The organism is Pyxidicoccus trucidator (assembly GCF_010894435.1).
In the GTDB taxonomy this organism is placed as follows: Bacteria; Myxococcota; Myxococcia; order Myxococcales; family Myxococcaceae; genus Myxococcus; species Myxococcus trucidator.
Genome location: NZ_JAAIXZ010000001.1, coordinates 59,078 through 84,896, shown reverse-complemented (window position 1 = coordinate 84,896; position 25,819 = coordinate 59,078). Strand labels below are relative to the sequence as shown.

The 25,819-nt window shown below is 70.5% G+C and carries 24 protein-coding genes; 13 read left to right on the top strand and 11 right to left on the bottom strand.

What is annotated here, in order from left to right:
* Positions 1–42 precede the first annotated feature (42 nt).
* Positions 43–1,650 carry a S8 family peptidase gene (locus tag G4D85_RS00405; RefSeq protein ID WP_164006807.1) on the bottom strand — a complete coding sequence of 536 codons (1,608 nt, stop codon included), beginning with the start codon at positions 1,648–1,650 and terminating at the stop codon, positions 43–45.
* 208 nt (positions 1,651–1,858) lie between these two features.
* A complete protein-coding gene (locus tag G4D85_RS00400; RefSeq protein WP_164006805.1) occupies positions 1,859–2,737 on the bottom strand; it encodes a patatin-like phospholipase family protein in 879 nt (292 codons plus the stop codon).
* 98 nt (positions 2,738–2,835) lie between these two features.
* Between G4D85_RS00400 and G4D85_RS00395 the strand changes: the two genes are divergently transcribed.
* The 3 genes from G4D85_RS00395 to G4D85_RS00385 all read left to right on the top strand — a co-directional run bounded on the left by G4D85_RS00395 (position 2,836) and on the right by G4D85_RS00385 (position 8,023).
* Complete coding sequence (locus G4D85_RS00395; RefSeq protein ID WP_164006803.1) at positions 2,836–3,732, top strand: ArsR/SmtB family transcription factor; 897 nt, start codon at positions 2,836–2,838, stop codon at positions 3,730–3,732.
* Complete coding sequence (gene metH, locus G4D85_RS00390; protein ID WP_164006801.1) at positions 3,729–7,244, top strand: methionine synthase; 3,516 nt, start codon at positions 3,729–3,731, stop codon at positions 7,242–7,244. Before G4D85_RS00395 ends, metH begins: the two co-directional genes overlap by 4 nt.
* Before the next feature lie 86 nt (positions 7,245–7,330).
* Complete coding sequence (locus G4D85_RS00385; RefSeq protein ID WP_164006799.1) at positions 7,331–8,023, top strand: hypothetical protein; 693 nt, start codon at positions 7,331–7,333, stop codon at positions 8,021–8,023.
* 6 nt (positions 8,024–8,029) lie between these two features.
* On the opposite strand, the gene G4D85_RS00380 is transcribed toward G4D85_RS00385, so the two are convergent.
* A complete protein-coding gene (locus G4D85_RS00380; RefSeq protein WP_164006797.1) occupies positions 8,030–8,584 on the bottom strand; it encodes an outer membrane protein in 555 nt (184 codons plus the stop codon).
* 141 nt (positions 8,585–8,725) lie between these two features.
* On the opposite strand from G4D85_RS00380, the gene G4D85_RS00375 reads away from it, so the two are divergent.
* On the top strand, positions 8,726–9,820 hold the full coding sequence (locus G4D85_RS00375; protein WP_164006795.1) for a uroporphyrinogen decarboxylase/cobalamine-independent methonine synthase family protein: 1,095 nt from the start codon (positions 8,726–8,728) through the stop codon (positions 9,818–9,820).
* A gap of 8 nt (positions 9,821–9,828) precedes the next feature.
* Here the strand turns inward: G4D85_RS00375 and G4D85_RS00370 are convergent, their stop codons facing one another.
* The 3 genes from G4D85_RS00370 to G4D85_RS00360 form a co-directional block, all read right to left on the bottom strand.
* Positions 9,829–10,053, bottom strand: a complete 225-nt coding sequence (locus tag G4D85_RS00370) for a DUF2934 domain-containing protein (RefSeq protein WP_164006793.1) — start codon at positions 10,051–10,053, stop codon at positions 9,829–9,831.
* Between the two features lie 147 nt (positions 10,054–10,200).
* A complete protein-coding gene (gene mutY, locus G4D85_RS00365; RefSeq protein WP_164006791.1) occupies positions 10,201–11,436 on the bottom strand; it encodes an A/G-specific adenine glycosylase in 1,236 nt (411 codons plus the stop codon).
* Positions 11,433–12,245, bottom strand: coding sequence for an SDR family oxidoreductase (locus G4D85_RS00360; protein WP_164006788.1), 813 nt, complete (start codon positions 12,243–12,245; stop codon positions 11,433–11,435). Before G4D85_RS00360 ends, mutY begins: the two co-directional genes overlap by 4 nt.
* 123 nt (positions 12,246–12,368) lie before the next feature.
* On the opposite strand from G4D85_RS00360, the gene G4D85_RS00355 reads away from it, so the two are divergent.
* Complete coding sequence (locus G4D85_RS00355) at positions 12,369–13,340, top strand: PD-(D/E)XK nuclease family protein (RefSeq protein ID WP_164006786.1); 972 nt, start codon at positions 12,369–12,371, stop codon at positions 13,338–13,340.
* 69 nt (positions 13,341–13,409) lie between these two features.
* On the opposite strand, the gene G4D85_RS00350 is transcribed toward G4D85_RS00355, so the two are convergent.
* A complete protein-coding gene (locus tag G4D85_RS00350) occupies positions 13,410–14,303 on the bottom strand; it encodes a tRNA threonylcarbamoyladenosine dehydratase (RefSeq protein ID WP_164006784.1) in 894 nt (297 codons plus the stop codon).
* 27 nt (positions 14,304–14,330) lie between these two features.
* On the bottom strand, positions 14,331–15,128 hold the full coding sequence (locus G4D85_RS00345; protein ID WP_164006783.1) for a TatD family hydrolase: 798 nt from the start codon (positions 15,126–15,128) through the stop codon (positions 14,331–14,333).
* A gap of 121 nt (positions 15,129–15,249) precedes the next feature.
* Here G4D85_RS00345 and G4D85_RS00340 point away from each other — a divergent pair, with 121 nt between their 5' ends.
* The gene (locus tag G4D85_RS00340) at positions 15,250–16,755 is read left to right on the top strand and encodes a TolB family protein (RefSeq protein WP_164006781.1); all 1,506 of its coding nucleotides are present in this window, start codon (positions 15,250–15,252) and stop codon (positions 16,753–16,755) included.
* A gap of 167 nt (positions 16,756–16,922) precedes the next feature.
* Positions 16,923–17,174 (top strand): hypothetical protein, encoded by a 252-nt coding sequence (locus G4D85_RS00335; RefSeq protein WP_164006779.1) that lies wholly within the window; start codon positions 16,923–16,925, stop codon positions 17,172–17,174.
* A 74-nt stretch (positions 17,175–17,248) separates the two neighbouring features.
* Here the strand turns inward: G4D85_RS00335 and G4D85_RS00330 are convergent, their stop codons facing one another.
* On the bottom strand, positions 17,249–17,491 hold the full coding sequence (locus tag G4D85_RS00330; protein ID WP_205525369.1) for a hypothetical protein: 243 nt from the start codon (positions 17,489–17,491) through the stop codon (positions 17,249–17,251).
* A gap of 389 nt (positions 17,492–17,880) precedes the next feature.
* On the opposite strand from G4D85_RS00330, the gene G4D85_RS00325 reads away from it, so the two are divergent.
* The 3 genes from G4D85_RS00325 (at position 17,881) to G4D85_RS00315 (ending at position 21,406) form a co-directional block, all read left to right on the top strand.
* Positions 17,881–18,843: a DHH family phosphoesterase gene (locus G4D85_RS00325; protein WP_164006778.1), complete on the top strand. Its 963-nt coding sequence runs from the start codon at positions 17,881–17,883 to the stop codon at positions 18,841–18,843.
* Positions 18,844–18,977: 134 nt separating this feature from the next.
* Positions 18,978–20,210 carry a metallopeptidase family protein gene (locus G4D85_RS00320; protein WP_164006776.1) on the top strand — a complete coding sequence of 411 codons (1,233 nt, stop codon included), beginning with the start codon at positions 18,978–18,980 and terminating at the stop codon, positions 20,208–20,210.
* A gap of 8 nt (positions 20,211–20,218) precedes the next feature.
* The gene (locus G4D85_RS00315; protein WP_164006774.1) at positions 20,219–21,406 is read left to right on the top strand and encodes a class I SAM-dependent rRNA methyltransferase; all 1,188 of its coding nucleotides are present in this window, start codon (positions 20,219–20,221) and stop codon (positions 21,404–21,406) included.
* A 28-nt stretch (positions 21,407–21,434) separates the two neighbouring features.
* Here the strand turns inward: G4D85_RS00315 and G4D85_RS00310 are convergent, their stop codons facing one another.
* A complete protein-coding gene (locus G4D85_RS00310; protein WP_205525368.1) occupies positions 21,435–21,932 on the bottom strand; it encodes a caib/baif family protein in 498 nt (165 codons plus the stop codon).
* Between the two features lie 30 nt (positions 21,933–21,962).
* Positions 21,963–22,433 carry a hypothetical protein gene (locus G4D85_RS00305; protein ID WP_164008976.1) on the bottom strand — a complete coding sequence of 157 codons (471 nt, stop codon included), beginning with the start codon at positions 22,431–22,433 and terminating at the stop codon, positions 21,963–21,965.
* 124 nt (positions 22,434–22,557) lie between these two features.
* Here G4D85_RS00305 and G4D85_RS00300 point away from each other — a divergent pair, with 124 nt between their 5' ends.
* From G4D85_RS00300 to rpsI, 3 genes are all read left to right on the top strand, one after another.
* Complete coding sequence (locus tag G4D85_RS00300; RefSeq protein WP_164006772.1) at positions 22,558–24,618, top strand: ATP-dependent helicase; 2,061 nt, start codon at positions 22,558–22,560, stop codon at positions 24,616–24,618.
* Positions 24,619–24,880: 262 nt separating this feature from the next.
* On the top strand, positions 24,881–25,327 hold the full coding sequence (gene rplM / locus G4D85_RS00295; protein ID WP_164006770.1) for a 50S ribosomal protein L13: 447 nt from the start codon (positions 24,881–24,883) through the stop codon (positions 25,325–25,327).
* A 14-nt stretch (positions 25,328–25,341) separates the two neighbouring features.
* Positions 25,342–25,743, top strand: coding sequence for a 30S ribosomal protein S9 (gene rpsI, locus G4D85_RS00290; RefSeq protein ID WP_164006768.1), 402 nt, complete (start codon positions 25,342–25,344; stop codon positions 25,741–25,743).
* The last annotated feature ends 76 nt before the right edge of the window (positions 25,744–25,819 follow it).

Below are 25,819 nucleotides of genomic sequence, written 5' to 3'. Positions count from 1 at the left end.
CGTGGAGAACAGGGTGGGGGCCGGAGTCACACGGGTGCTGACTCAGTACTGGCCGGCGATGACCTTGGGCAGCGCCTTGCGCAGGTCAGGCAGGGGCCCAATCTGCTGCGAGCTGGCGGCCTGCGCGGTGCCGTTGTTGCGGAGCAGGCCGCGCATCTGCACGCTCGTCAGGCGGCGGCCGTTGGCCAGGGCCACGCCCTGCGCGCTGGCGGCGGCGCCCACGACGATGGGCGAGGCGCTCGACGTGCCGCTGAACGAGGACGTGTAGAACTGGTCCTCGCCGTTGGCGGAGCCGAACACGTTGCCGTAGCCCATGGAGTAGACGCGCTCACCCCAGCCGTGCACGTCCACGCGGCTGCCGTAGTTCGTCCAGCACATGGGCGCGCGCGTGGTGGCGGTGCTGCCGCCCACGACGATGGCGCCCGAGTCACGCACGCTGCGGTTGAAGGCATTGCCATACGCCGCCGCGTCCAGGTTGGCGCTGCCGTTGCCCGCGGCCTCCACCACGATGACGCCGTTGGCGGTCGCCGTGCGGATGGCGTCGTAGTTCGCCGTCCAGTACTCCATCGCGATGTAGTTGCACTGGCTGGTGTTGCACGTGCACGCCGAGCCGTCCGACGGGCCGCCCGCGTGCAGCTCGATGAGGACGATGCCGCCCAGGCCCGCGGCCGTGGCCGCCCTGGAGATGGCGCTCGCGGTGCTCTGGCTGCCGATGCCCTCGATGCCGGCCCGCGCCGCGTTGGCGATGCCCGTCACGCCGTACGCGTTGGCGACGCCGACAATCTCACCCAGCACGGCCGTGCCGTGGTTGCGCCAGCCCAGGTCGTTGTACTGCGTGCCGCCCTGGTAGAAGAGCGCCGGCATGTCCTCGTGCGTGGTGCGCCAGCCGCCCTCGATGTCCACCACCTTCACGTTGGTGCCGCGGCCGCCCGTCACCGTCCACGCGTAGTTGGCGTCCACGCCACCGGGCGCCACGTTCAGGTAGCCCTGGTTGCCCTGGTACTGCGGCGTGGTGGGGGGGATGTCCGCCGCGGCCAGCAGGCTGCGCACCGCCGCGTCCATGCCGAAGTTCACCATGGCCGGCTCGGGCGGAGGCTCGGCGTAGGCCACCTCCACGCCGTCCAGGCGGTTCAGCTCGCCCACCAGGTCCGCCACGCTCCCGGCGGTGGTGCCCGGCAGCAGCGGCACCTCGAAGTAGAGGTTGAGGTCGGCCAGCTGCAGGCCGCTCTTCTCCTCACCCGTGGCCTTGCGCGCCTCCAGCACGGGCTCGGCCTCGTCGAAGAGGCGCGCGGGCACGCCGATGCGAGGCGCGCGCGCGAGCAGGGACTCCACCGCGGCGGTGTCGGACTTCAGGCGCTCATCGCTCAGGCGACGCTCGGTCAGCAGCGAGCGCTCCGCCTCGCCCCGCTCGGAGGCCAGCGGCATCAGGCGGTTGTCACGCAGGCGCACGCGGCTGCCCTCGTGGAACTTCACCACGATGCGCTCCACGTACGTGTCACCGGCGAGCTCGCGGCCGGTGTGCTTCGCCGCGAGGCCACGCGGCTCCAGGGACTTCGGTGCGGCTTCGGCGGCGGGGGCCACCGCCAACAGGGACAGGGACAGCAGCGCGCCACGCAGGGGACGCATCGACAGGAGGAACGACGTCGGCATGGACTGCCTCCACTTCGGGAAGGGGACGGCCGTGATGCGCGCCCCTCCAGGCCCATGCCGGGAGATGCACGAATCACGCGGGCAGCATGCAATTCCGGTCTGTCATCGAATCCCGGTCATTCTCGGGACGCTGTTCAGGGCTGAACAAAGTCCTGCGGTCCGCCGGGAAGGGCCGGGCGTCGCCGGGGGAGGCGTGTGCGGCGGTGCCTCACCACTCCGCTTGCGCGAAGGGCACCGGAGGCCGCGCCAGGGAGCGCTCGGCGGACAGGCGCGCCTGGTCCAGGGCGTCGAAGCCGCGCTCCATGGTGGTGGGCGTCACCGGCGGCAGGTTGGAGACGACGACGTAGACGGGCACCTGGCGCTGCTCCAGCACGGTGAGCTGGAGGCGGAAGTGGTCGCGGCGGAGCGCCGCCGAGCCCGAGGCCAGCCCCTGCGCGTACGCCATGGGCCCGCCCACCACCTTGCGCGTCCGGCTGGGCAGGAAGTGCACGAGGATGGCGTCCAGGTCCTTGCCCACCGCGCTCTCGTTCAGCGACAGCGCGGGCGCCTTGTCCACCAGTCCGCCGTCCCAGTAGAGGTTGCCCTCCAGCGGCACCGCGCGGAACAGGCCTGGGTACGCGCACGTGGCGTGGACGCGCGGCGCCAGCTCGCCCGAGGTGAAGACCTCGTGCCGGCCCAGCGTGAGGTTGGAGCCCACGAGCAGCAGCGGGTGCGGCAATTCCTCGAAGGTGCGCACCGGCAGCGTGTCCTCCAGCAGCCGGCGGAAGCGCTCTCCCTTGAGCAGCCCCGTCAGCCCGTGCCCCGTGGCATCCGCGTTCAGCACCGCGCCAATCGGGTCCGGGTCCCAGAAGTTGGCGCGCGTCTGTCGCAGCACCAGCTCTTCAATGGCGTGCACCGGAATCCCCGCCGCCGCGTACGCCGCCACCATGCCGCCCGCGGACGTGCCCGCGTACGCGCGGGGCTTGAGGCCCGTGGTCGCCAGTCCCTTGAGGAAGCCGGCGTGCCCGTAGAAGCCGAAGTAGCCCGCGGAGAGGACCAGGCCGAACCGCTTTCCGTCGAGGAGCTGGTGCAAGGAGGGAGAGGCCATGTCGCATCATCTACGTCACTGTCCGGAAACAGGCAACGCGACGCGTCGAACGTCGGGCTGGCCAGTGTCAGCGCATCGATGTATGTTGATGCGGCGATATGGAGGAGCTGTCCCAGTCATTCCGGGCTCTCGGAGACCCGACGCGGTTGCGAATCCTCCGCCTGGTGGCCGAGGCCCCGTTGAACGTGACGGAGCTGGTGTCCCTGGTGGGCGTGGCGCAGTCGTCGGTGTCCCACCACCTGGGCAAGCTCAAGGGCCTGGGGCTGCTGCGCGAGGAGCGGCAGGCGGGCTTCAGCTACTACTCGCTGTCGCTGGAGCAGGGTGACGCCCGCTGGCCGCTCATCCGGCTGGCGAGGGAGGCGGAGGACGAGGCGGGGGACTCGGCGCGGCTGAAGGACCTGCTGCGTGCGCGCGAGGACCGGCAGGCGCTCAACGAGCGGCTGCTGGAGCCGGGCCAGTCCTGGTTCCTGTGGGCCGGGGCGCTGGCGTCCCTGCTGCCGCCGCTGGACGTGGCGGACTTCGGCTGTGGCACCGGCGTGCTGAGCGTGGCGATTGCGCGCTGGGCGCGGCACGTGTGGGCCATCGACCAGAACGCGGACGCGCTGGTGCAGGCCCGGGAGCGCGCTGGCCGCGAGGAGCGCTCCAACATCACCTTCCTCCGCGAGGACCTGCACCGCCTGTCGCTGAAGGCGGGGCGGATGGACCTCGTGGTGATTTCGCAGAGCCTCCACCATGTGGAGTCCCCCCAGGCGGTGCTGGCCGAGGCCGCCCGTCTGCTCAAGCCGGGCGGCCGGCTGGTGTTGCTGGAGTTGATGCCGCACGACGAGCGTTGGGTGCTGGAGCGGCTGGGCCACCGGCACCTGGGCTTCGCGCCCGAATCCCTCGAAGCCGCCCTGCGCGAGGTCGGCTTCACGTCCCTCACCCGCGAGACGCACGCGCGTGACGGGGTCAGTCCCTTCCGCGTCTTCCTGCTGACCGGAGTCAAGCCATCATGACGAGCCACCTGCCCGCCGCCCTGCCGCCCCCGCCTGGTGAGAACGGCCGCCGAGTGGAGGCCCTGCGCGCCGCCATGCGCGAGCGCGTGCTGGTGCTGGACGGCGCCATGGGCACGCTGCTCCAGGGGGCCGACCTCAAGGCGGCGGACTTCGGCGGCGCCGAGTACGAGGGCTGCAACGAGAACCTCGTCCTCACCCGGCCGGAGCTCATCGAGAGCGTCCACGCGCGCTACTTCGCGGCCGGCGCGGACGTGACGGAGACGGACAGCTTCGGCGGCACGCCGCTGGTGCTCAACGAGTTCGGCCTGGGGCACAAGGCGCTCGAAATCAACGAGGCCTCCGCGCGGCTGGCGCGCAACGCCGCCGCCGCCGCCGAGGCGAAGGACGGGCGCATGCGCTGGGTGGCGGGCTCCATCGGCCCCACCACCAAGGCCATCAGCGTCACCGGCGGCATCACCTTCGAGGAGCTGGTGGAGAACTTCGCCGTGCAGGCGGAGGGGCTCGCGCGCGGCGGCTCGGACTACCTGCTGGTGGAGACGGCGCAGGACACGCGCAACGTGAAGGCGGCGCTGCTGGGAATCGAACAGGCCTTCCGCAAGCTGGGCTACTCGCTGCCGGTGGCGGTGTCCGGCACGATTGAGCCCATGGGCACCATGCTCGCGGGCCAGAGCGTGGAGAGCCTGGCCGCGTCGCTGGAGCACGCGGACCTCCTGTACCTCGGGCTCAACTGCGCCACGGGCCCGGACTTCATGACGGACCACCTGCGCTCGCTGTCCGCGATGAGCACGTTCCCCGTGTCGTGCGTGCCCAACGCGGGCCTGCCGGACGAGAACGGCGTCTACCTCGAGACGCCGGACATGATTGCGCGCTCGCTGCGGCGCTTCTGTGAGGAGGGCTGGCTCAACGTGGTGGGTGGCTGTTGTGGCACGCACGCGGGCCACATCGAGACGCTGGCGCAGGCGGTGAAGGGGCTGAAGCCCCGGAGCGCCACGCCCCGGCCCCGCGCCACGCTGTCCGGCGTGGACTACCTGGAGGTGACGGACGAGCAGCGCCCGCTCATCGTCGGCGAGCGCACCAACGTCATCGGCAGCAAGAAGTTCAAGGAGCTCATCGTCGCCGGCCAGTTCGACGACGCCTCGGAGATTGCCCGCGCGCAGGTGAAGCGGGGGGCGCAGGTCATCGACATCTGCCTCGCCAACCCGGACCGGGACGAGCTGGACGACATGCGCCGCTTCCTGGACGTGGTCGTCAAGAAGGTGCGCGTGCCCCTGATGATTGACTCCACGGACGAGCGCGTCATCGAGATGTCGCTCACGTACAGCCAGGGCAAGGCCATCATCAACTCGGTCAACCTGGAGGACGGCGAGGAGCGCTTCGAGAAGGTGGTGCCGCTGGCGCGCCGCTTCGGCGCGGCGCTGGTGGTGGGCTGCATCGACGAGGTGGGCATGGCGGTGCCGCGCCAGCGCAAGCTGGAGGTGGCGGAGCGCTCGTTCGAGCTGCTGACGAAGAAGTACGGGATGAAGCCGGAGGACCTGTACTTCGACCCGCTCGTCTTCCCGTGCGCCTCGGGCGACGCGCAGTACACGGGCAGCGGCGTGGAGACGATTGAGGGCGTGCGCCTCATCAAGCAGCGCTTCCCGCGCTGCAAGACGGTGCTGGGCATCTCCAACGTGTCCTTCGGCCTGCCCACCGCGGGCCGCGAGGTGCTCAACTCCGTCTTCCTGTACCACTGCGTCCAGGCGGGCCTGGACATGGCGCTGGTCAACTCCGAGAAGCTGGAGCGCTACGCCTCGCTGCCGGAGGAGGAGCGCAAGCTGGCCGAGGACCTGCTCTACAACCGGGGCACGGACCCGGTGACGCCCTTCGCCGCGCACTTCCGCGAGCGCAAGCCGGCCCGGGCGGCGGTGAGCAGCCTGCCCCTGGAAGAGCGGCTGCAGCGCTACATCATCGAGGGCACGCGCGACGGCCTCACCGCGGACCTGGATGAGGCGATGAAGAAGTACGCGCCGCTGGAAATCATCAACGGCCCGCTGATGAAGGGCATGGACGAGGTGGGCCGCCTCTTCGCCGCCAACGAGCTGATTGTGGCGGAGGTGCTCCAGAGCGCCGAGTCGATGAAGGCCGCAGTGAACCACCTGGAGCCGCACATGAGCAAGGCCCAGGCGGCGATGCGCGGCAAAATCGTGCTGGCCACGGTGAAGGGCGACGTGCACGACATCGGGAAGAACCTGGTGGAAATCATCCTCGCCAACAACGGCTTCCACGTCGTGAATCTGGGCATCAAGGTGCCGCCCGAGCAGCTGGTGAAGGCGGTGCGCGAGCACCGGCCGGACATCCTCGGGCTGTCGGGCCTGCTGGTGAAGAGCGCGCACCAGATGGTGGCGACGGCGGAGGACCTGAAGCGGGCCGGCGTGGACGTGCCGATTCTGGTGGGCGGCGCGGCGCTCAGCCGCAACTTCGTGGACCGCAACATCGCCCCGGCCTACGGCGGCGGCACGGTGGCCTACGCGCAGGACGCGATGAGCGGCCTGGACCTGGCGAAGCAGATTGTGGACGCGGGCTCGCACGAGAAGCTGCGCGGCGAGCTGGCCACCCGCCGGGAGAAGCTGGCGCAGGAGGTGAAGGAGCGCCCCGCCGTGACGGCGCCGGTGTCTCGCTCGCGCAGCGCGGAGGTGAAGGTGCTGGACGCCGTGCCGCCCGCGCCTGACTGGGAGCGGCACGTGCTGTCCAACACGCCGCTGGACCACATCTGGCGGTTCATCAACCCGGTGATGCTGTACGGGCGGCACCTGGGCCTGCGCTCCTCGTCGCGCGCGCTGGGCACGCCGGCCGAGGCGGACCTCGCGAAGACGGAGGAGGGCCGCAAGGCGCTGGCGCTGAAGGCGGCGGTGGAGGAGCTGAAGGGCACGCTTCGCGGCGGCGTCATGCAGGCGCGCGCCGTCTTCCAGTTCTTCCAGGCGGGCAGCGACGGCAACCGCGTGGTGCTCTTCGACGGGGGCACGGGCCGCGAGGCCGCGTCCTTCGACTTCCCGCGCCAGGACCGCGACGGCGGGCTGTGCCTCGCGGACTACCTGCGTCCGTTGCAGGGCGGCAAGCCGAGCGACAACGTGGCCATGTTCGTCGTCACCGCCGGCTCGGGCATCCGCGAGCTGGCGGAGGAGCTGAAGGCGAAGGGTGAGTTCCTGAAGATGCACGCCGTGCAGGCGCTCGCGCTGGAGACGGCGGAGGGCTACGCGGAGCTGCTGCACACGCAGCTGCGCAGCATGTGGGGCACGCCGGACCGGCCCGACATGACGATGTTGGAGCGCTTCCGCGCGGAGTACTCGGGCAAGCGCTACTCCTTCGGCTACCCCGCGTGCCCGCGCCTGGAGGACCAGTCGAAGCTGTTCACCGCGCTGCGGCCGGAGGACATCGGCGTGCAGCTCACCGACGGCTGCATGATGGAGCCGGAGGCCTCGGTGTCCGCCATCGTCTTCCACCACCCGCAGGCCTCGTACTTCTCCGTGACGTGAGCGGCACGGCGGGCATGGCTCGGAACCTGCACCATGCCCGCGTGCGCCCGCTTGTCGAGAGGGCCCACGCCCCGCTGGAGAATCCCGTGTCTGACATCCGTGTCGTGTTGCTCGTGCTCGCACTGGCCCCTGGGCTCGGGTTCGCCCAGTCCGTGGACCTGGCGCCTCCGCCCCTTATTGATGCGGAGGAAGTGGGGCCGGAAGCCGCGGCGGAGACACCCGCGGTTGACGAGGCGCTGCCCTCCCGGGTGGCTCCGGCGGTGGAGTGGAAGCAGGACCCGCCGGAGCGGGTGATGGGCCGGGTGCTCCTCGAGTCCCTGGGCGGAACGCTCGGGGGCGTGGGGGGCGGGCTCGCGGGTTTGCTGGCCATGCTCCCGCTTGGAGACCTCGCGATGGGCTGCTCCGGGGATGCCTGCGATGGCCGCCCGATGGTGGCCGGAGCGGTGGTCGGCTGGTCGCTCGGAACAGCCATCGGCGTGTATGGCTCGGGCGCGCTGCTGGGCGGGCGGGGGCGGTTCCTGCCCACGCTGGGGCTGGGGTTGCTGGCGGGAGGCGCGTCGGCGGCCCTCTACATGTCGAGGGCCGTCGGGGATGAGACCGTGCCCCTGATGCTTCTGCTGCCGCTGGTCACCTCCATCGTGACGTATGAGGTGACCGCGGCCTCGGGTCCTCCACGGGCGAAGACGCTCGCGGCCTCGCGCGCCACTGGCGCGTGGTGGACGCCCACCGTGGGCCTGTCCCCGAGCGGTGGCTCGCTGGGGCTCACGGGACGTTTCTGAGCGCGGCTAGAAGCTTCCGCCCAGGCTGAGGCCCGCGGTGAAGAGGTCGCCCTCGTCGACGTTGCCGGGGGCGAAGTCCTCTCCCGCGAGGACGCGGTAGGTGGCTCGAGCGCCCGCCGTCACGCCGCTGAAGCGGTACTCGAGTCCGGCCGACAGCGGCACCTCCATGATGATGTCTTCATCGTAGATGCCGGCGTCGGCCGCGCCTGTCGGGTCGACGTAGCTGACGCCCAGACCCGCGCCCACGAAGGGCACCCAGCGGTCGTCCAGGACGGGGCCCACCTTCGCCATCGCTCCCATGTTGTGTCGCCAGAGCGTGCCGCTGCCGGTCCCCTCGAAGCCGTTGGCCGAGCCCTCGTAGCCCAGCTCCAGGCCGATGGCCGGGAAGAGCTGGGCCTCTCCCTGGATGCCCAGGAAGGCGCCCACGTTGGTTTCTCCCCCCAGGTCCCCCGTGAAGGCGGACAAGCCGCTGCGTACCGTCAGCTCCTGGTCCTGTGCTGGCGCGGGAGCGGCCAGCAGCGCCATCGCCAGGATGCCTGCACACCATGATTGCCGGAACATTGATGCGTTCCTCCACTGCTCCATGGGCTGCCCCCCGGGGTACCCGTGGGAACCATGGGGGCGGGAGGGAAGGTCGGGTAGCCAGCGGACCTGGGTCGGTGAGGCGCCCCGGGAGAGGAGGGAGCGGGTAGACTCGGGAACATGAGCGCGCCGAACATCCGCCGAGCCGTCCAGCTGCTGCCTGCCTGCGCCACCACCGGAATCGGGAGCCTGCCGCACACACAGGTCGAGCTGGGGCTCCAGGCCGCGCTGGCCCAGGACATTCCCTTCCTGCCGCAGCTGCCCGTGGGGCACCCCTCCGAGCTGATGATTCCCGCGGCCCTGGAGGGACTGCCGGGCTTGGCCTTCGACGACGAGGGCCTGTGCACGGTGGACCTGCCGGCCTGGGAGGCGGGCCGTGCCGACTTCGAGGCGCGGCTGGAGGCGGCGCTGTCCGCCGGGACGCTGGAAGCGTACGAGCCCTCGCCGGAGGCGTGCCGCGCCTGGCGCCCCTTCCTCTGGGAGGTGGAGACGCGCAAGCTGGCCTTCGCCAAGGCGCAGCTCGCGGGGCCGTTCACGGTGCGCTCGGTGGCGCGCACCTCGGCGGGCCAGCCGGCGCTGGAGGTACCGGGGTTGGAGCAGGCCATGTTCCGGCTGGTGCTGACGCGTTCGCTGGCCATGGTGAAGGCGCTCCGGCGCGCGGGCACCACGCCGCTGTTCTTCCTGGACGAGCCGGGGCTCTACGCCTTCCAGCGCACGCAGCCGCAGCACCTGCTGGCGCTGCAGGAGCTGAAGCTGCTGGTGGTGGCCCTGCAGCGCGAGGGTGCGCTGGTGGGCGTGCACTGCTGCGGCAACACGGACTGGGGCGCGCTGCTGGACGTGCAGCCCGACTTGCTGTCCCTGGATGTGCGGTTGTCACTGGATGCGATGGTGGAGGAGCGCGAGGCGCTGGAGCGCTTCCTCGCGTCAGGCGCGACGCTCAGCCTGGGTATCGTCCCCACGGACCTGGCGTCCGCCTACGAGGTGACGGAACTGGTGGACTCGGTGGAGGCGTCGCTGAAGGCGGCGCTGCCCGCTGGCTTCACCTTCCCGCAGGTGGTGTCCACGGTGGTGCTGACGCCGGCGTGCGGCCTGGCGATGCGCTCGGTGGTGGACGCCGAGCGCATCCTGGAGGAGCTGAAGGCGGCGCAGCGGAGGCTCCGTGGGGCGCTCGAGGCCGAGCGTCCCGCAGCGCGCCAGTCGCCGAATCCTCACTGAGGGGAAGGCTACTGGCGTCCGAGCCGTAGCTCGCGCTCGGCCTGGAACCAGTCCTGCTCGGAGTTGCCGGGTGTGCTGCCCCGGGCGAGGAAGATTTCATAGGCCCGCCGGGCCACCTGCTCGTGCGTGGGGCTATTGCGCGGCGCCGAATTCACGGGCTCCGTGTTCGTGGGCCGCGCCGACATGCCCGTCGGCGTGTGTGGGGTCTGCTTGTTGGCGGTGTTGCGTGCCATGGAGCCTCCTCCATAGGGTTGACGCGCGGAGTCTGGGGCTCGGGTGGGCGCGCGCGAAAGCGACCCCCAGGGTCAGGGGTTCTCGGAGCAACAGGAAGAGAGCGGCACTGTCAGCGGGTGGACGGCGGCCCCGCTGTGACGTCGGGCTCAACCCCCGAGCAGCACATCCGAGGCGAGCGCGGCGTCCAGCGCACGCTGCATGGCGGTGCTCATGCCGAGCGCGGCGGCCTCGGCGGGAGTGCACCAGCGCAGCTCCTGGAAGGCGGAGGAGCGGGTGGGGCGCTGAGGGCCGGACACTCGGAGCAGGCGCAGCGTGAGGTCGCGGTGGGTGAGCTGTCGCTTCACCGTGCCGAGCGCGGCCTCGAGCTTCACCTCCGTGCCCAGGGCGGACGCGAGTCGTGTGGCGGCCTCGGCTTCGGGGAGGGCCTCGTCCACCTCGGCGGCGGGCAGCTCCCAGAGGCCACCGAAGAGGCCGGAGTCCGCGCGACGGGCGAAGAGGAGGGTGCCCGCGTGGGGCCACACCGCGAGCGCCAGCGTCAGCTTCTTGGGTGCGGCGCGCACCTTGGCGGGCGGCAGCTCGTCCACGCGGCCCTTGCGGAAGGCGACGCAGGCGCCGCGCACGGGGCACAGCAGGCACAGCGGGCTCTCCGGCCGGCACGTCGTGGCGCCGTGCTCCATGAGGGCTTGATTGAAGTCCCCGGGGCGCTCGCCCTTCACCAGCGCGGAGGCCAGGGCCCACAGCGTGGCCTCGCGTTCACGGTCTCCAGGGAGGCCCTCCACCTCGAAGAGGCGCGACAGCACGCGCGCCACGTTGCCGTCCACCAGGGGCGCTTCTTCACTGAAGGCGATGGAGGCCACCGCGCCCGCCGTGTAGCGGCCGAAGCCAGGGAGGGTGAGGAGCTCCGCGGCGGTGGAGGGCAGCCGGCCTCCGAAGCGGGACACCACCTCCTGCGCGGCGCGGTGCAGGTTGCGAGCGCGGGTGTAGTAGCCCAGGCCTTTCCACCCGGCGAGCACGTCATCGAGCGGCGCGGCGGCCAACGCGAGCGCCGTGGGGAAGCGCGCGAGGAAGCGCTCCCAGTAGGGAATCACCGTCGACACCTGCGTCTGCTGAAGCATCACCTCGCTCAGCCAGATGGCGTACGGGTCCCTGGTGCGACGCCACGGCAGGTCCCGCTTGTTGCGGTCGTACCAGCCCAGCAGCGGAGCGCGCACGGCGGCCAGGTGTTCGGGTGCCGGGGACACGGTGGGAGGTGCGGCCGAGGCGGAGCGCTTCGCGCGGCGCGCTGGAGCGACGGTGTCCGGTGGGGCCTCGGCTGCTGCGGCGCCGACGCGCTTCGAGCGTGGGGCCGGCGAGGACCCGTCCTGCTTCTTCCGGGGACTCATGCGTCCTTCTTCTTCGGCGTGGCCGCCATGCGACGGGCGACGCGGTCGAACAGTCCGGGCACCCACCGGTTGGCCAGCACCATGATGCGGCCGGGGAGGGTGAGCACGGTGTCGCGGCTCCCGCGAAGGCTCGCGCGCACCATGGCGGTGGCGACCTCCTCGGCGGACATGGCCTTGAGCGGAATGGCGTCCTGCCTCCAGCCCTCCGCGTGGAGGCGGTTCTCGCGGAACTCGCTCTCGGTGAGGCCGGGGGAGACGAGCAGCACGCGGATGCCCTCGGCGGCCAGCTCCGCGCGGAGCGACTCCGTCATCGCATTGACCGCGGCCTTGGACGCGCAGTAGCCGCCGAGCAGCGGCAGACCCCGGTGGCCCAGCACCGAGCTGACGTTGACCACCTGCGCACCCCGCCGCTTGCGCAGCAGCGGCATCGCGGCACGCGTCACCCGCCACAGGCCGAACACGTTCAGCTCGAAGACCTGCCGGAGCTGCGCCTCGCTGATCGCCTCCAGCGGTCCGTAGAGCCCCTGGCCGGCATTGTTGACGAGCACGTCCAGCCCTCCGAAGGCGGCCTCCGTCTCGCGCATCAGGTGCTCCACGTCCTCGCCGCGAGTCACATCACACCGCACCGGCAGTGCCCTCACGCCGAGCGACGTCACTTCCCGGGCCGCGTCCTCCACCTGGGCCAGCCGCCGGGCGGCGAGCACCACGTCCGCGCCGGCCGCCGCATACTGCTTCGCCGCCGCCCGCCCGATGCCTCCGGAAGCTCCTGTGATCAGGACCACCCGGCCCTTGTAGGGTTGGGTCTTCATGCGGCGCGCACCATACCCTCCCGGTAGCGTGGCCCAAGTGTCTTTCAACCTGAGGCGGGCGCTCGTTTCCTTGCTCGTTCCCCTTCTGGCGGGGCAGGCGAACGCCTAGGATGCGCCGCCTCCATGCGGCGCCCCACCCTCAGCAACGACTTCTCCTGGTCCAAGAGCCGCCACGAGAAGTTCTCCGAGTGCCTTCGTGCGTATTACCTCTACTACTACCGCTCCTGGGGCGGGTGGGAGGCGGACGCGGCGAAGGACGTGCGGGAGCTGTACGTGCTGAAGAAGCTGGCCAACCGCTTCAGTTGGGCGGGCAGCATGGTGCACGAGTGCATCAAGGACGTGCTGCTGGACTGGCGTGCGGGGCGCGTGGTGGACCCGGCGGCGGTGGAGGCGCGGGCGCGCAAGCTGATGCAGGACGACTACCGGCACTCGCGCGGGAAGGCGTACTGGACGCAGAAGTACCGCAAGCAGTTCACCGGGCTGGTGGAGCACGAGTACGGCGACGTGGTGCCGGACGAGGCCTGGAAGCAGAACTGGGAGACGGTGCGCAGCGCGCTGGCGTGGTTCTTCGAGTCGCGCTGGCCGCAATTGGCGCGGAGCCTGAAGCCCGAGCAGTGGCTGGAGGTGGACGCCGGCTACGACTTCGCCCACTTCACCCTGGACGGGGTGAAGGTCTTCGCCATTCCGGACTTCGCCTTCGTGGACGCGGACGGCACGACGGTGGTGGTGGACTGGAAGACGGGCAAGTCGCGTGACGGGTACGACGAGCAGGTGCTCGGCTACGCGCTCTACATCTCTCAGCGCTACCGCGTCCCGGTGGAGAAGGTGCGCGCCTCCCTCGTGTATCTCAACGAGGGGAAGGAGCAGGAGGTGACGGTGGACCCGTCGGCGCTGGAGTCCTTCCGCCGGCACTTCGAGGGCAGCGTGACGAAGATGCGGGGGTTGTTGAAGGACTCCGCCACGAACACGCCGCTGGACGCGTCCGCCTTCCCGCTCACGGAGACGCTGACCTCCTGCGCGCGCTGCGTCTTCCGGCGCCCCTGCGGTCGCGAGTCCGCCGTGGCCGAGGTGCAGCGACAGCAGCAGGTGGCCTGAGCCGCCGGGCCTTCGGGCGTGTGGCCCGGCGCCGGCGGTGTCTGCGATTGCGGCCCGTGAGGGCCGCGTCTATCGCGCCGAAGCCAGCCGCCGCACCACCACGCCGGCCGCGTTCATCCCGAAGCAGGACGTGACGAAGGCCACGCTGCCGTCAATCTGGGTGCGGTGGTCGCAGGTATGGAACTCGTTGTCCTGCGGGCACACACACAGGAAGCCGTCGGTGGCGTCGTCGTACTGGAGCGTCACCGGCATCCGCCGCGCTTCGATGGAGTACACGGCGGTGATGCCGGTGTGCTTGTCCGTCTCCACGGCGTACTTGCGCTTGAGCAGCTTGCGGATGTCCTTGGCGAACGGGTCCATGTGCGTCTCGGACAGGTCCTCCACGCGGATGGCCGTGGGGTCCAGCCGGCCCGCGGCGCCCATGGAGCTGACCACCGGGATGCCCAGCGTCACGCAGCGGTGCAGCAGGTGTAGCTTCGCCTTCACGTTGTCGATGGCATCCACCACGAAGTCGTACTGGCCGGCCTGCAGCATCTGCTCGGCCACCTCCTCGCGGTAGAACTCGCGCACCGCCTCCACCTTCGCCGCCGGGTTGATTTCCTGGCAGCGCTGGCCCATCAGCTCCGCCTTGGGCTTGCCTACTGCCTTCACCGTGGCGTGGAGCTGGCGGTTGGTGTTGGTGACGCACACGTCGTCATGGTCCACCAGCGTCAGGTGGCCGATGCCGCTGCGCACCAGTCCCTCGGCCGCGTAGCTGCCCACGCCGCCCAGGCCGAACACCACCACGCGCGCGTTGGCCAGCCGCTCCATCGCGGAGTCACCCAGCAGCCGGCCCGTCCTGTCGAAGCGCCGGGAGAGCTTGAAGGGGCGGGCGAGCGAGTTCTCGGCCTTCACCTGTACGGACGGGGAGGCGGGCGGGGTCTCGAACTCAGGGGTGGTGGACGGGGTCGGCTGCGGGTTCATGGCGGTCCTCTATAACGCGACGCTCGCCTACCGCGAAGGCAGGGGGAAAGCTTCCCGGAACAGCCTACGCGCGTTCTCGGTCGTCTGCTGGGCGACCACCTCGACGGGCTCTCCCCGGACGCGGGCCATGCCCTCGATGATGTGGGGCAGGTAGCCTGGCTCCGAGCGCTGTCCCCGGTGGGGCGTGGGCGCCTGGTCCGGTGCGTCCGTCTCCGCCATCAGTCGGTCCAGGGGGATGGCCCGCAGCGCATCCAGCGGCTTGCGGGCCTCCGTCCATGTCACGGGGCCGGCGAAGGAGAAGTGACAGCCCTTCTGCAGGTAGAAGCGCGCCAGCTCCACTCCGCCGCTGTAGCTGTGCATGAGGAGTCCCGCCTCGGGCATCTCCTCCTGCTTGAGCAGGTCGATGAGCGCGGGGTGCAGCCGGTGGCAGTGCATCAGCACCGGCAGGCCGTGCTTGCGCGCCAGTGCCAGGTGCCGCCGCAGCACCGCCACCTGTCGCTCCAGCGGAGCACCGGGGAGGGAAGGGCCGTCCAGGCCGCACTCGCCCACCGCCGCCGCGCCGCCCTTCGTGAGCAGCGCGTCGAGGTGTTCGAGGACCGCGTCGTCTTCTTCCGCGGGCATGTCCGGCAGCAGCTGCGGGTGGATGCCCAGGCCCACCTGGAGGCGCGCGTCCTGGCGGGACAGCTCCAGCAGCGGCTCCCAGTCGTGGGGGCCGACCCCGGGGATGACGATGCCGTGGAGCCCCGCGGCCCACGCGCGCTCGAGCACCTCGGGTCGGTCCGGGTCGAAGCGCATCGCATCCAGGTGGCAGTGGGTGTCTATCATTGAGCACGCAGCGGTAGGTCGCCGTTCAATCAGGAACACGGTCCCCGGTTATGCGCGCCAAGCCACGCCCGACCGAGAGCCCGGAAGCTATACGCGGACCCCGGTTCTTCGGAGGGTCTTTATGACCAAGCGTGTCGTTGTCAGCGCGATGTGCTGCGCGCTGTGGGTGCTCACGACGGGGTGTGGGGATGAGTGTACCGATGCGTTCGACTGCCGCGCCGACAACGGGCAGCCCGCGTCGGGGCAGGAGTGGACCTGCAACTCGAACAACGAGTGTGAGCAGCGCCCGGTGGAGGCGCCTCCACCGGTGGATGCGGGGACCGACGCGGGCACGGGAGAAGAGGATGCCGGCACCGACGCGGGTGTGGACGCGGGCACGGACACGGACGCCGGCACCGACGCGGGCACGGACACGGACGCCGGCACCGACGCGGGCAGCATGAGCGTGCCCAAGGATGGGGCCTGCATCTCGTCGGCGGACTGCCAGCCGGGCCTTCGCTGCGAGGGGACGCCGTCCCTGTGCCAGGCCATGCACGTGGCCGTCACGGCCACCGCGGACACGGGCGGGACGTTCAAGGCCCTGGTCATGCGCTACGACACCCCCGGCATGGTCGCGCTGACCGAAGACGACACCAGCAGCCGCTATCCGCGCTGGGGGCCCGGGGGCAACAGGATTGCCTTCGCGCAGGGTGCGGTGGAGGAGACCGCCGGTCGCGCCGCTGGCGAGCTGGTCCTGCGCGACATCCCGCTCGCCGAGGGGCAGGCCACCGTCCTCGCGGACGGAGGCACCGGCAACACCGAGAGCTTCCGGTACATGGAGTGGGAGCCGGGCACGCACCTCGCCTACGTCCGGAGGAATGGCGCCAGCACGTCGGGCATCTCGCTCGTTCCGACGGACGGTGGTGCGGTGGTGCAGGCCACCGAGAGCGGCACGTTCCCGGACTGGTCGGCGGACGGCACGACCTTCGCGTTCAGCACCGCCACGCTGGGCCTGTCGACCTCCACCGTGGGGGGCACGCCTTCGCCCATCGCCGGCTCCGGTGAGTCCGCGGAGCAGCCGCACTACAACCGGGCCAACAACCAGCTGCTCTTCATCCGGAAGGATGACGCGAAGCCCGAGGGCTTCGACACCTCGCTCTTCTTGATTCCCGTCACCGGGGGCACCGTGCAGACGATTGCGGACTTCACCACCGAGTCCGTGACGGGCGGCTCAATCGACTCCTACGTCGCCAATCCCATCTGGTCGCCGGATGGCTCACTGGTCGCCTACGTGCGGGCCTACTACTCCAACCCCACCGGGGGCTCACCGGAGCTTTGTGGGAACGCCGCGGCTACGCTGTGCCCGACGCGGTCCGGCAACGTCCTCTACGTCCGTCGCATCAACACCGAGACAGGGGAAGGCGTGGAGCCCGAGTTCTCCTTCGTCGAAGGGGCCACGCTCCCGTCGTACTCCCCGGATGGCCGGTTCCTGGCCTACATCAAGGGTGGGCAGGTCTACGTCCAGCAGATTGACCCGGCCACGGGACAGCCGGCTTCAGGCGTGGCCGCCATCGTCCACCCGAAGGGTGGGTACACCGTCCAGACGGGCGCCGGCGACGACCACCGCCCGCGCTGGCAGCCCAAGTAGTCCCGGGCACCGGACGTCCTGAAGTCCAGGGCCCGCGACCCTCCATCCCGGAGGGCGCGGGCCTTCGTCTGTTCAACACTGACGCGCGGAGTCTTGCCTCTCCAGAAAAGGCGACGTACTCAGGCGCCCTCGCTCGCCCCATCCGGGGCTCGCCCTGGAGGACACGCATGAGGCTCCACGTCGCGCTCGGCTTCTTGTTCTTCTCCGGCTGCGCCACCGTCCCGGCCAGCCGCCTGGATGAGGGCAGCGGAGGCACCGTGGCCGCCGAGCCGCACGAGCTGGCCGAGCCCGTGCGCCTGGAGACGCGCTCCGGCACCTTCCTGGTGCACCCCAACAACGCCAATGATTTCGAGAAGCTGCTCGCGGGAGAGCCCACCCAGCAGCGCTACAGCGCCGGCATCCTGATGGCGGGCGACTGACGACCGTCTGGAACGCGACATCCCTCCCGCCCGCGTCCCATCATCCGGGAGCGGCAGGAGGGGGAGGGGAGGGTTCAGCCCTCCAGGATGATGCGGCGCCCCAGCGCCCGGCTCATTTGCGGCGAGGTCAGCTGCGCCAGGACCTCCCCCAGCTCTCCGCCGGAGGTGTCGAAGGCCGCCGCGATGACCTCTCCCACCGTGAGGTGGGCCTTCTCCGCCACTGCCCGGGCCCGCTGGGCGGTCCGCCGCAGCGACGGCATCACCCGCCGCCCCTGCCTCGGAACCGTGCCACCCTTGCGTGTCGTCCTCTTGGCCATGTGTTCCTCCCACCGCGCCGCACTGCACGGGTGAGTACACCGAGGGTCTGACACATGCAGGCGGGGTGCCAGCGGGCCGGCTACCTGCCCGGTGTGACATGGCGCACGTTTCCCCAGTCGTGTAGGGGGTTTCCGAAACACGGACCGTGAAATCGGGCCATGCCCTCCGGGGTGGTGTTCCGTTCTGTCGAGTTTTTTCGTTCAGTCGGGGCCGCAATCTCGACGTTTCGTTCAACACTCAAGGTTTCGTGGCCTGCCGAAAAGCGTCGTGGGGCAGGTCCCCTGTGACCTCGGCGTCGCGGGCCCGTCTCGCCCCAGAGGGCCATGCTCCCAGGTGGGATTCGAGGGCCCCTGACGCCGGAGTCGTGCCCTGGTAAGGGAGCCTCGCCATGAACGTCCAGGTCCTCTTCCACGACAGCTGCTTCGACGGCGCCGCCAGCGCGGCGGTGTTCTCCCGCTTCTATCGGGAGCGCATCCGCCCGGACGCGGCCTTCCGGTACCTCGGGCTGGCGCACAAGCCGGGTGCGGAGGGCATCGACCCGGCCGTCTTCACCGGCGAAGAGAACGTCATCGTCGACTTCCGCTACAGCCAGGACCCGCGGCTCACCTGGTGGTTCGACCACCACGTCTCCGCCTTCCAGCAGCCCGGTGACGAGGCGCACTTCCGCGCGGACTCCAGCGGCAGGAAGTTCCACGACGCGCACCGCAAGAGCTGCACGAAGTACCTCGCGGACGTGGCGCGCGAGCGTTTCGGGTGGGACGCCTCGCCCCTGGCGGACCTCATCCACTGGGCGGAAATCATCGACGGCGCCCAGTTCCCCACGCCGCAGATGGCGGTCGCGCTGGAGGAGCCCGCGCTGCGCATCATGACGGTGCTGGAGACCACCAAGGACCCGGCCCTCATCCCCGAGGTCATCCGCCGCATGCAGTCCGAGTCGCTGGCGGACCTCGCCGCCTCGCCCCTCATTGCCACCCCGCTGACCCCGCTGCTGGAGCGCCACCGCGGCCACATCGACCTGGTGCGCGCGAAGGCCCGCTACGAGCGCGGCGTCGTCTTCTTCGACCTGGTGGACGAGGGCGTGGACAGCCTCAACAAGTTCATCGCCTACGCCCTCTACCCGGACGCCTGCTACACCCTGTGGGTGGGGAAGGGCGCCTCGCGCGCCAAGGTGTCGCTCGGCTCCAACCCGTGGAAGCCCGAGCTGCGAAAGCACGACCTGGCGGCCATCGCCGGTCGATTCGGCGGGGGCGGGCACCCCGTCGTCGCCGCCGCCAGCTTCAAGGCGGACCAGGCCGACAAGGCCCGCGCGGCGTACGCGGAAATCCTCGCGGAGCTGTCCACCGCCGGCTGAGGCCCGGACGCTCCGGGCCCTCGCGCGCTACCGGCGCTCGAAGAAAGGGAAGCCCGGGCGGGATGTCGGAGGACGGGCAGGCATGCACGTCCCCGCTTCCCGCCCCACGGGGTGATGCCGTACCCTGGCGGCCCATGTCGCGGCGCGGTCTGCTCGCCCTCTGCCTCCTTCTGTCTTCCTGCAAGCGCACCGCTCCGGCCTCGTTGACGCCGGACGCGGGGGCTCCCTCCCTGTCCGCGGTGGGCGCTCCCGCCGCGCCGGGCCCGTCCGCTGGGGACGCTCCCGTCATGAGGCCCGGCGACGCCACCCACCGGGTGCAGCCGCTGGCCGTGTGCCGCGCCGAGGGCACGGCCCCGCTGGACGCGGCCCGTCGCTACTTCGACGAGGGCCGCTTCGAGGAGGCGCTGTCCTGCGCCGCGCAGGCCGCGGCCCTGGACCCGGACCTCGCCGCCGCCCACGCCGAGCGCGGGGTGGCGCTGGCCGCCCTCGGGCGCGAGACGGAGGCGCAGATGGCCTACGCGCGCGCGCTCGCCATCGACCCGGGAGACCCGGACGCGCTGCTGGGCTCGGCCCACCTGTACGCCGTGCAGCTGTCCTCCACGCGCGAGCGGGACGAGCTGGGCGCCCTCTACGCCGAGCGCGGGCTGTCCCAGCCCAACACGCCGCCGGAGCTGGTGCCCCACCTGGCGCTGGTGGCGGCCATGGCCTTCAATGATTTGGGCCAGTCCGAGGACGCCCTGGCCCGCGCCGCCATCGTCCTCGCCCGCGAGCCGGGCAGCATGGAGGCCCTCTACGAGCGCGCCCTGGCCCTCTTCGAGCTGTGCCGCTTCGCGGAGGCCCGGACGGCCTTCGCCTCGCTGGTGGGCGACTCGGAGCGTGCCGCGCACGCGTACCAGCACCTGGGGCTGCTGCTGGAGCGCGAGGGCAAGTGGAAGGTGGCGCAGGCCCACTTCGAGAAGGCCCGGAAGCTGGCGCCGGAGGACTTCCCCGCGCCGCCCCTGCCCTCGGAGGAGGACTTCCGCGACGAGGTGGCCCGCGCCGTGGCCGCGCTGCCCGCCGACATGCGTGGAGACCTGGCCGGCGTGCCCGTCACCGCCGAGGAACTGCCCGCGGACGGAGATTTGCTGGCCAACCAGCCCCCGCTGTCGCCCACGATTCTGGGCCTCTTCCGGGGGCCGCCGCTGGGAGAGCCCTGTGACGGCTCGGAGACGCCGTGCCGCTCCGTGGTGCTCTACCGGCGCAACCTCGCGCGCGCGGTGCGCACCCCCGAGGAGCTGCGCGAGCAGATTCGTGTGACGCTGCTCCACGAAATCGGGCACCTTCGCGGCGAGGACGACGAAGAGCTGGCCGCCCGCGGCCTGGAGTGAAAAGCCCGATGCCCCCCCATGCAGCCCTTCCCGTCGCGCGCGCCACCCCCAAGGGCGCGAAGTCCCTTCGCAGCGGCAACCCCTGGCTGTACCGCACCGAGCTGGCCGCCCCGCCCGACGTGAAGGGCCCCGGCGCGGTGGTGCTGGTGGTGGATTCGCAGGGCAATCCCATCGGCCAGGCCCTCTACGCCCGCCGCTCGCCGCTGGCGCTGCGCCTGCTGACGCGCAAGGGGCCCGCCGAGGAGCCGGTGGACGACGCCTTCTTCCGCCGCCGGCTGGAGGCCGCGCTGGCGCGCCGCGCCCCGCTCTCCGGCCGCGACGGCCTGCGGCTGGTGCATGGCGAGTCGGACCTGCTCCCCGGCCTCTTCGTGGACCGCTACGGCGCGGGCCTCACCCTGCAGACGCTCTCCGAGGGCATGGACGCGCGCAAGGAATCCCTGGCGCGCATGCTGGTGGAGCTCACCGGGGCCACCCATGTCGTGGCCCGCGACGACGGCTCCGGCCGTGACTTCGAGGGCCTGCCGCGCGAGGCGCGCCTTCTGCACGGCCAGGGCGAGGCGCGCTTCACCTACCACGAGGGTGAGAACCGCTTCGACGTGGACCTGCTCGGCGACATGAAGACGGGCGCCTTCCTGGACCAGGTGGACAACCACCTGCGCGCCGGCGAGCTGGCGCGCGGCGAGGGGCTGGACCTCTTCAGCTACCACGGCGGCTTCGCCCTCTCGCTCGCGCGCAAGTGCACCTCGGTGCTCGCGGTGGAGCAGGACGCGAAGGCCGCCGCGCGCGCGAAGGCCAACGCCGAGGCCAACGGCCGCGCCAACGTCACCGTGGAGAACGCCAACGCCTTCGACGTGCTGAAGCGCTTCGACACCGAGGGGCGCCGCTTCGACACCGTGGTGCTGGACCCGCCCGGCCTGGCCAAGCGCCGCGAGGGGCTGGCCACCGCGCTGCGCGCCTACCATGAGCTGAACCTGCGCGCCCTGCGCTGCCTCAAGCCGGATGGGCTGCTGGTCACCTGCTCCTGCTCCGGCAAGCTGGACCGCGCTGGCTTCGAGGAGATGGTGCTCGGAGCCGCCATCGACGCGAAGCGGCCGGTGCAGATTCTGGAGCGCCGGGGCGCCGGCCTGGACCACCCGGTGCTGGGGGGCCTGCTGGAGACCGAGTACCTCAAGGCCCTCTACGTGCGGGCCCTGTAGCCTCCGGTGCGTGACGCGGGGCTGCGCACTACGGCAGCCCCAGCTCCTTCTTCAGCCGGCCCACGACCTTGAAGTACTCCGTCCTCGGGAAGGGGACGTTGAGGATGTGGAAGTCCTTCTTGGCCAGGCCCACGCAGCCGAAGCAGTAGTTGCAGTCCTGCAGGTTGCGGCACAGCACCAGGTACGCGCTGCTGGTGCAGTGCTCGCTCTGCAGGCAGTAGGCGCACGCGTGGCAGCTCTTGCACTCCACGCAGTGCGAGCAGTTGTTGCACAGCTCGCACCGGGTGCAGTGGGTGCACTGGAAGCAGCTGTCGCAGTCCTTGCAGAACATGCAGTTGGCGCAGCGCTGGCAGCCCTCGCACGCGTAGGAGCCGGGGTTGCCCGGGTCCTGCGCATAGCTCTTGGCCAGCTTCTGGAACTGCTCCAGGAACTCCCGCTTGCCCAGCACGGCCACCACCGCGCGCGCGGCCTTCTCCTCCGCGAGCGGGTCCACCGGTTCCGGCCGCGTGCCTTTCTCCTTCACCACCAGGGACGCTCCTTGCTCATTGTCTCAGGCTCACTGCAGCCGGGCGAGCCCGGCCAGGTCGATGCCACGTGCCACCCGCCGCACCTCCACGGTACCCGGGAAGCCCCGGCTGGTGACGGCCACCACGAAGCGGTCCCCGACCAGGAGGTTGGCCTCGGCCAGCGACTCCTCCGCGTCGTACCTCACGAAGCCCACGGTGTCCCCCCAATGGATGGGGGCCGCGGGGTCGCTCGAGTCCCGGCCCTTGGCCCGGTCGGCGGCCTCGCGGATGGCCTTGCCAATCTTGTCCCCCATCGTGGTGTCCACGATGCGCACCTTCACCTCGCGTCCCTCACCTCGCGTGAAGAGCCGCTCGGCCTCGGAGACGGATACCTCGCCGTACTTCCCGGTGGAGCCCTCGGTGCGCGCCACGGTGAAGCCGTCCAGGTGCTCCGGCAGGAAGGGTGCCAGCTGTTTGAAGTACACGCACGGCGCGCTCGCCGCTGGCACGGAGGGTGCCACCTCCGACGGGGCGCTACCGTTGTCGAGGCAACCCGTGCCCGCGCCGAGCGCGAGGAAAACGGCGGAGAGCCGGCGGAAGAAGTCGCGCACGGACGAATCAAAGGGTATCCAAGGCCCGCGCGCAATGGACCTCTCGAAGCTCAACCCTCCGCAGCGCGAGGCCGTGGTTACCCTCCAGGGGCCGCTGCTCGTGCTGGCGGGCGCTGGCAGCGGCAAGACTCGCGTCATCACCCACCGCATCGTCCACCTGCTGAACGAGCGGCCGGGCCACCTCATGGCCCGCAACGTGCTCGCCGTCACCTTCACCAACAAGGCGGCCACGGAGATGAAGGAGCGCCTGGTCCACATGGCCGGGCCGCGCGCGCAGGGCGTGCTGGTGTGCACCTTCCACGCCTTTGGCGCGGAGGTGCTCCGCGAGGACATCCACCGCCTGGGCTGGCCGAAGAAGTTCGCCATCGCCGACATGGGCGACCAGCTGGCCAACATCCGCCGCGCCATGCGCGAGCACAAAATCGACGACCGCGCCTTCGACGCGCGCAAGGTGCTCACGCTCATCTCCAAGGCGAAGAACTCGGGCAAGACGCCCGAGCCCAAGCCGGAGGGCATTGGCGACGACTACGACCTCATCACCCACCTCGTCTACCCGGACTACCAGCTCGCGCTGAAGGCGCAGGGCTCGGTGGACTTCGACGACCTGCTGCTCCTGCCCGCGCGCCTGCTGCGCGAGTTTCCGGACCTGTACGCCAAGTACACCAAGCGCTTCCGCTACCTGCTGGTGGACGAGTTCCAGGACACCAACACCGCCCAGCTGGAGCTGCTCAAGCTGCTGGCCGGCGAGTCGCGCAACGTGTGCGCGGTGGGCGACGACGACCAGTGCATCTACTCGTGGCGCGGCGCCGAGGTACGCAACATCCTCGACTTCGACCGCTTCTTCCCCGGAGGCAAGGAGGTGCGGCTGGAGCAGAACTACCGCTCCGTCCAGACGGTGCTGGACGCGGCCAACGCCGTCATCGCGAAGAACCCCGAGCGCAAGGCCAAGCAGATGTGGACCGACCGCGCGGGGGGGCCGAAGGTGAAGGTGGTCAGCTGCCCCAACGACGAGGAGGAGGCTCGCTTCGTCGCGCACGAAATCCAGAAGCACATCTCCCTGGGTGTGCCCGCGGACGACATCGCCGTGCTCTACCGCACCAACGGCCAGTCCCGCCCCGTGGAGGAGCTGCTGCGCGAGAAGGGCATCCCCTACGAGGTGGTGGGCGGCAGCGAGTTCTTCGACCGGCGCGAGGTGAAGGACGTCATCGCGTACTTCAAGGTCATCGTGAACAAGCTGGACGAAATCTCGCTCATGCGCATCGTCAACGTGCCGTCGCGCGGCATCGGCGACGTGACGATGGAGCGGCTGAACGTCCACGCCCGGGGCGAGGGCGTCACGCTGTGGACGGCGATGCGCAAGGCCGATGCGTACGAGGACCTGCCGCCGAGCGCCGGGGGCAAGGTGCTGGAGTTCGTGGACCTCATCGAGCGCTACCGGGCCGCGTACGAGCACGGCCAGCTGGCCCTGGCGACGCGCAAGCTGCTGGAGGAGATTGGCTTCCGCGAGGCCACGCGCGCGCTCGCCACCTCCTCCACCATCGCCGACAAGAAGCTCAAGAGCGTGGACGGCGTCCTCAACTCGCTGGAGAACTTCGAGAAGCGCGAGGGCCCCAAGGCCAGCCTCCTCACCTACCTCAACCGCCTGAGCCTGGACACGCGCCAGGAAGAGGAGGAGGTGCCCGGGGGCAACAAGCGCGTCACGCTGATGACCGTGCACGCCTCGAAGGGCCTGGAGTACCGGCTCGTCTTCTTCATCGGCATGGAGGAGGACCTGATGCCCCACGGCGGCATGCAGGGCGAGCCGCAGAACCTCGAGGAGGAGCGGCGCCTCTGCTACGTGGGCATCACCCGCGCCAAGGAATTGCTGTACCTCACCCGCTCCAACGTCCGGACCAAGCGCGGCAAGGAGGTGCCCCGCACCCCCTCGCGCTTCCTGGAGGACCTCCCCCCGGAGGTGGTGGAGGTGGTGGACATGGACGCGCCGCGTCAGGGGCCTCCCACCACGGAGGAGAAGAACTTCTTCGCCAACCTGAAGGAGCGCTTCAAGAAGCCCCAGGCGGGCAGCGCCGGCCCGTCAGGCGGAGCGGCCGGGTAGGGGAGCGCTCCGCCCGAGGCCGTCCCCGGAGGGGGCGCGGAGGCCCTCCCGAGGCCCGGCCGGAGAGGCCCGCCAGCCCCGTGGGGTGGGTAATCCGGACGGGAGGTGCGCGGCGACCTTGACTTGATCCTCCGCACCCACTAGGACGGTCGGCCTTTCCGGGCCATCGTGGAGTTTTCACGGCGGACCCGTGGTTGGTTTGGCACGAGCAGCGGTCCCTGGCATGCACACGGCGACCGCGAGAAGTCTGGAGTGCAAAGAAATGTCGCAGAAGACCTACAGCGCGAAGGCTGGGGACATCAAGCGCCAGTGGCACGTCATTGACGTGTCCGACAAGGTGCTGGGCCGCGCGGCGAGCCAGATTGCCACCCTGCTGAAGGGTAAGCACAAGGCCATCTACACGCCGTCCATCGATACCGGCGACCACGTCGTCGTCATCAACGCCGAAAAGGTGAAGGTGACGGGGACGAAGGAGCAGGACAAGATGTACTACCGGCACTCACGTGCTGGTTTTCCCGGCGGCTTGAAGATCACCAACCTGGAGAAGCTCCGCCAGCGTCACCCCGAGGACATCGTCATCAACGCCGTGCGTCGCATGCTGCCCCGCAACGCGCTCGGTCGGCAGATGATGACGAAGCTGAAGGTCTACGTGGGTGACACCCATCCTCACGCGGCCCAGAAGCCGTCCGCGTTTGAGGTTGAGGCGTAAAGGAGACAACGTCCATGGCCATCCATCAAGAACTCGGTTTCTACGCCACCGGCCGCCGCAAGGAGGCCACCGCCCGTGTCTGGATTCGTCCCGGCACCGGCCAGGTCACCGTCAACGGTCGCGAGCTCAACGCCTACTTCGGTCGTGAGACCTCGAAGATGGTGCTCAACCAGCCCCTCGACATCCTCGAGCAGAAGGGCAAGCTGGACATCACGGTCAACGTGAAGGGCGGCGGTCTCTCCGGCCAGGCCGGCGCCATCCGTCACGGTATCGCCCGTGCGCTGTGCTCCTTCAACCCGGAGTTCCGTCCGGCGCTGAAGAAGGCCGGCTTCCTCACCCGCGATGCTCGCGCGGTCGAGCGCAAGAAGTACGGTCAGCCGGGCGCGCGTCGCCGGTTCCAGTTCTCCAAGCGCTAAGTCGAACTCGGCTGCTTGGTTGTCTTCGCGGCGGAGGTCCTCTCGGGGGCCTCCGCCGTTGTCGTTTCCGGGGTTG

Bases quoted from the DNA above. Each gene is read 5' to 3' on its own strand.
- G4D85_RS00405 (WP_164006807.1), bottom strand. From the start codon at position 1,650: ATGCCGACGTCGTTCCTCCTGTCGATGCGTCCCCTGCGTGGCGCGCTG.
- G4D85_RS00400 (WP_164006805.1), bottom strand. From the start codon at position 2,737: ATGGCCTCTCCCTCCTTGCACCAGCTCCTCGACGGAAAGCGGTTCGGC.
- G4D85_RS00395 (WP_164006803.1), top strand. From the start codon at position 2,836: ATGGAGGAGCTGTCCCAGTCATTCCGGGCTCTCGGAGACCCGACGCGG.
- metH (WP_164006801.1), top strand. From the start codon at position 3,729: ATGACGAGCCACCTGCCCGCCGCCCTGCCGCCCCCGCCTGGTGAGAAC.
- G4D85_RS00380 (WP_164006797.1), bottom strand. From the start codon at position 8,584: ATGTTCCGGCAATCATGGTGTGCAGGCATCCTGGCGATGGCGCTGCTG.
- G4D85_RS00375 (WP_164006795.1), top strand. From the start codon at position 8,726: ATGAGCGCGCCGAACATCCGCCGAGCCGTCCAGCTGCTGCCTGCCTGC.
- G4D85_RS00370 (WP_164006793.1), bottom strand. From the start codon at position 10,053: ATGGCACGCAACACCGCCAACAAGCAGACCCCACACACGCCGACGGGC.
- mutY (WP_164006791.1), bottom strand. From the start codon at position 11,436: ATGAGTCCCCGGAAGAAGCAGGACGGGTCCTCGCCGGCCCCACGCTCG.
- G4D85_RS00360 (WP_164006788.1), bottom strand. From the start codon at position 12,245: ATGAAGACCCAACCCTACAAGGGCCGGGTGGTCCTGATCACAGGAGCT.
- G4D85_RS00355 (WP_164006786.1), top strand. From the start codon at position 12,369: ATGCGGCGCCCCACCCTCAGCAACGACTTCTCCTGGTCCAAGAGCCGC.
- G4D85_RS00350 (WP_164006784.1), bottom strand. From the start codon at position 14,303: ATGAACCCGCAGCCGACCCCGTCCACCACCCCTGAGTTCGAGACCCCG.
- G4D85_RS00345 (WP_164006783.1), bottom strand. From the start codon at position 15,128: ATGATAGACACCCACTGCCACCTGGATGCGATGCGCTTCGACCCGGAC.
- G4D85_RS00340 (WP_164006781.1), top strand. From the start codon at position 15,250: ATGACCAAGCGTGTCGTTGTCAGCGCGATGTGCTGCGCGCTGTGGGTG.
- G4D85_RS00335 (WP_164006779.1), top strand. From the start codon at position 16,923: ATGAGGCTCCACGTCGCGCTCGGCTTCTTGTTCTTCTCCGGCTGCGCC.
- G4D85_RS00330 (WP_205525369.1), bottom strand. From the start codon at position 17,491: ATGGCCAAGAGGACGACACGCAAGGGTGGCACGGTTCCGAGGCAGGGG.
- G4D85_RS00325 (WP_164006778.1), top strand. From the start codon at position 17,881: ATGAACGTCCAGGTCCTCTTCCACGACAGCTGCTTCGACGGCGCCGCC.
- G4D85_RS00320 (WP_164006776.1), top strand. From the start codon at position 18,978: ATGTCGCGGCGCGGTCTGCTCGCCCTCTGCCTCCTTCTGTCTTCCTGC.
- G4D85_RS00315 (WP_164006774.1), top strand. From the start codon at position 20,219: ATGCCCCCCCATGCAGCCCTTCCCGTCGCGCGCGCCACCCCCAAGGGC.
- G4D85_RS00300 (WP_164006772.1), top strand. From the start codon at position 22,558: ATGGACCTCTCGAAGCTCAACCCTCCGCAGCGCGAGGCCGTGGTTACC.
- rplM (WP_164006770.1), top strand. From the start codon at position 24,881: ATGTCGCAGAAGACCTACAGCGCGAAGGCTGGGGACATCAAGCGCCAG.
- rpsI (WP_164006768.1), top strand. From the start codon at position 25,342: ATGGCCATCCATCAAGAACTCGGTTTCTACGCCACCGGCCGCCGCAAG.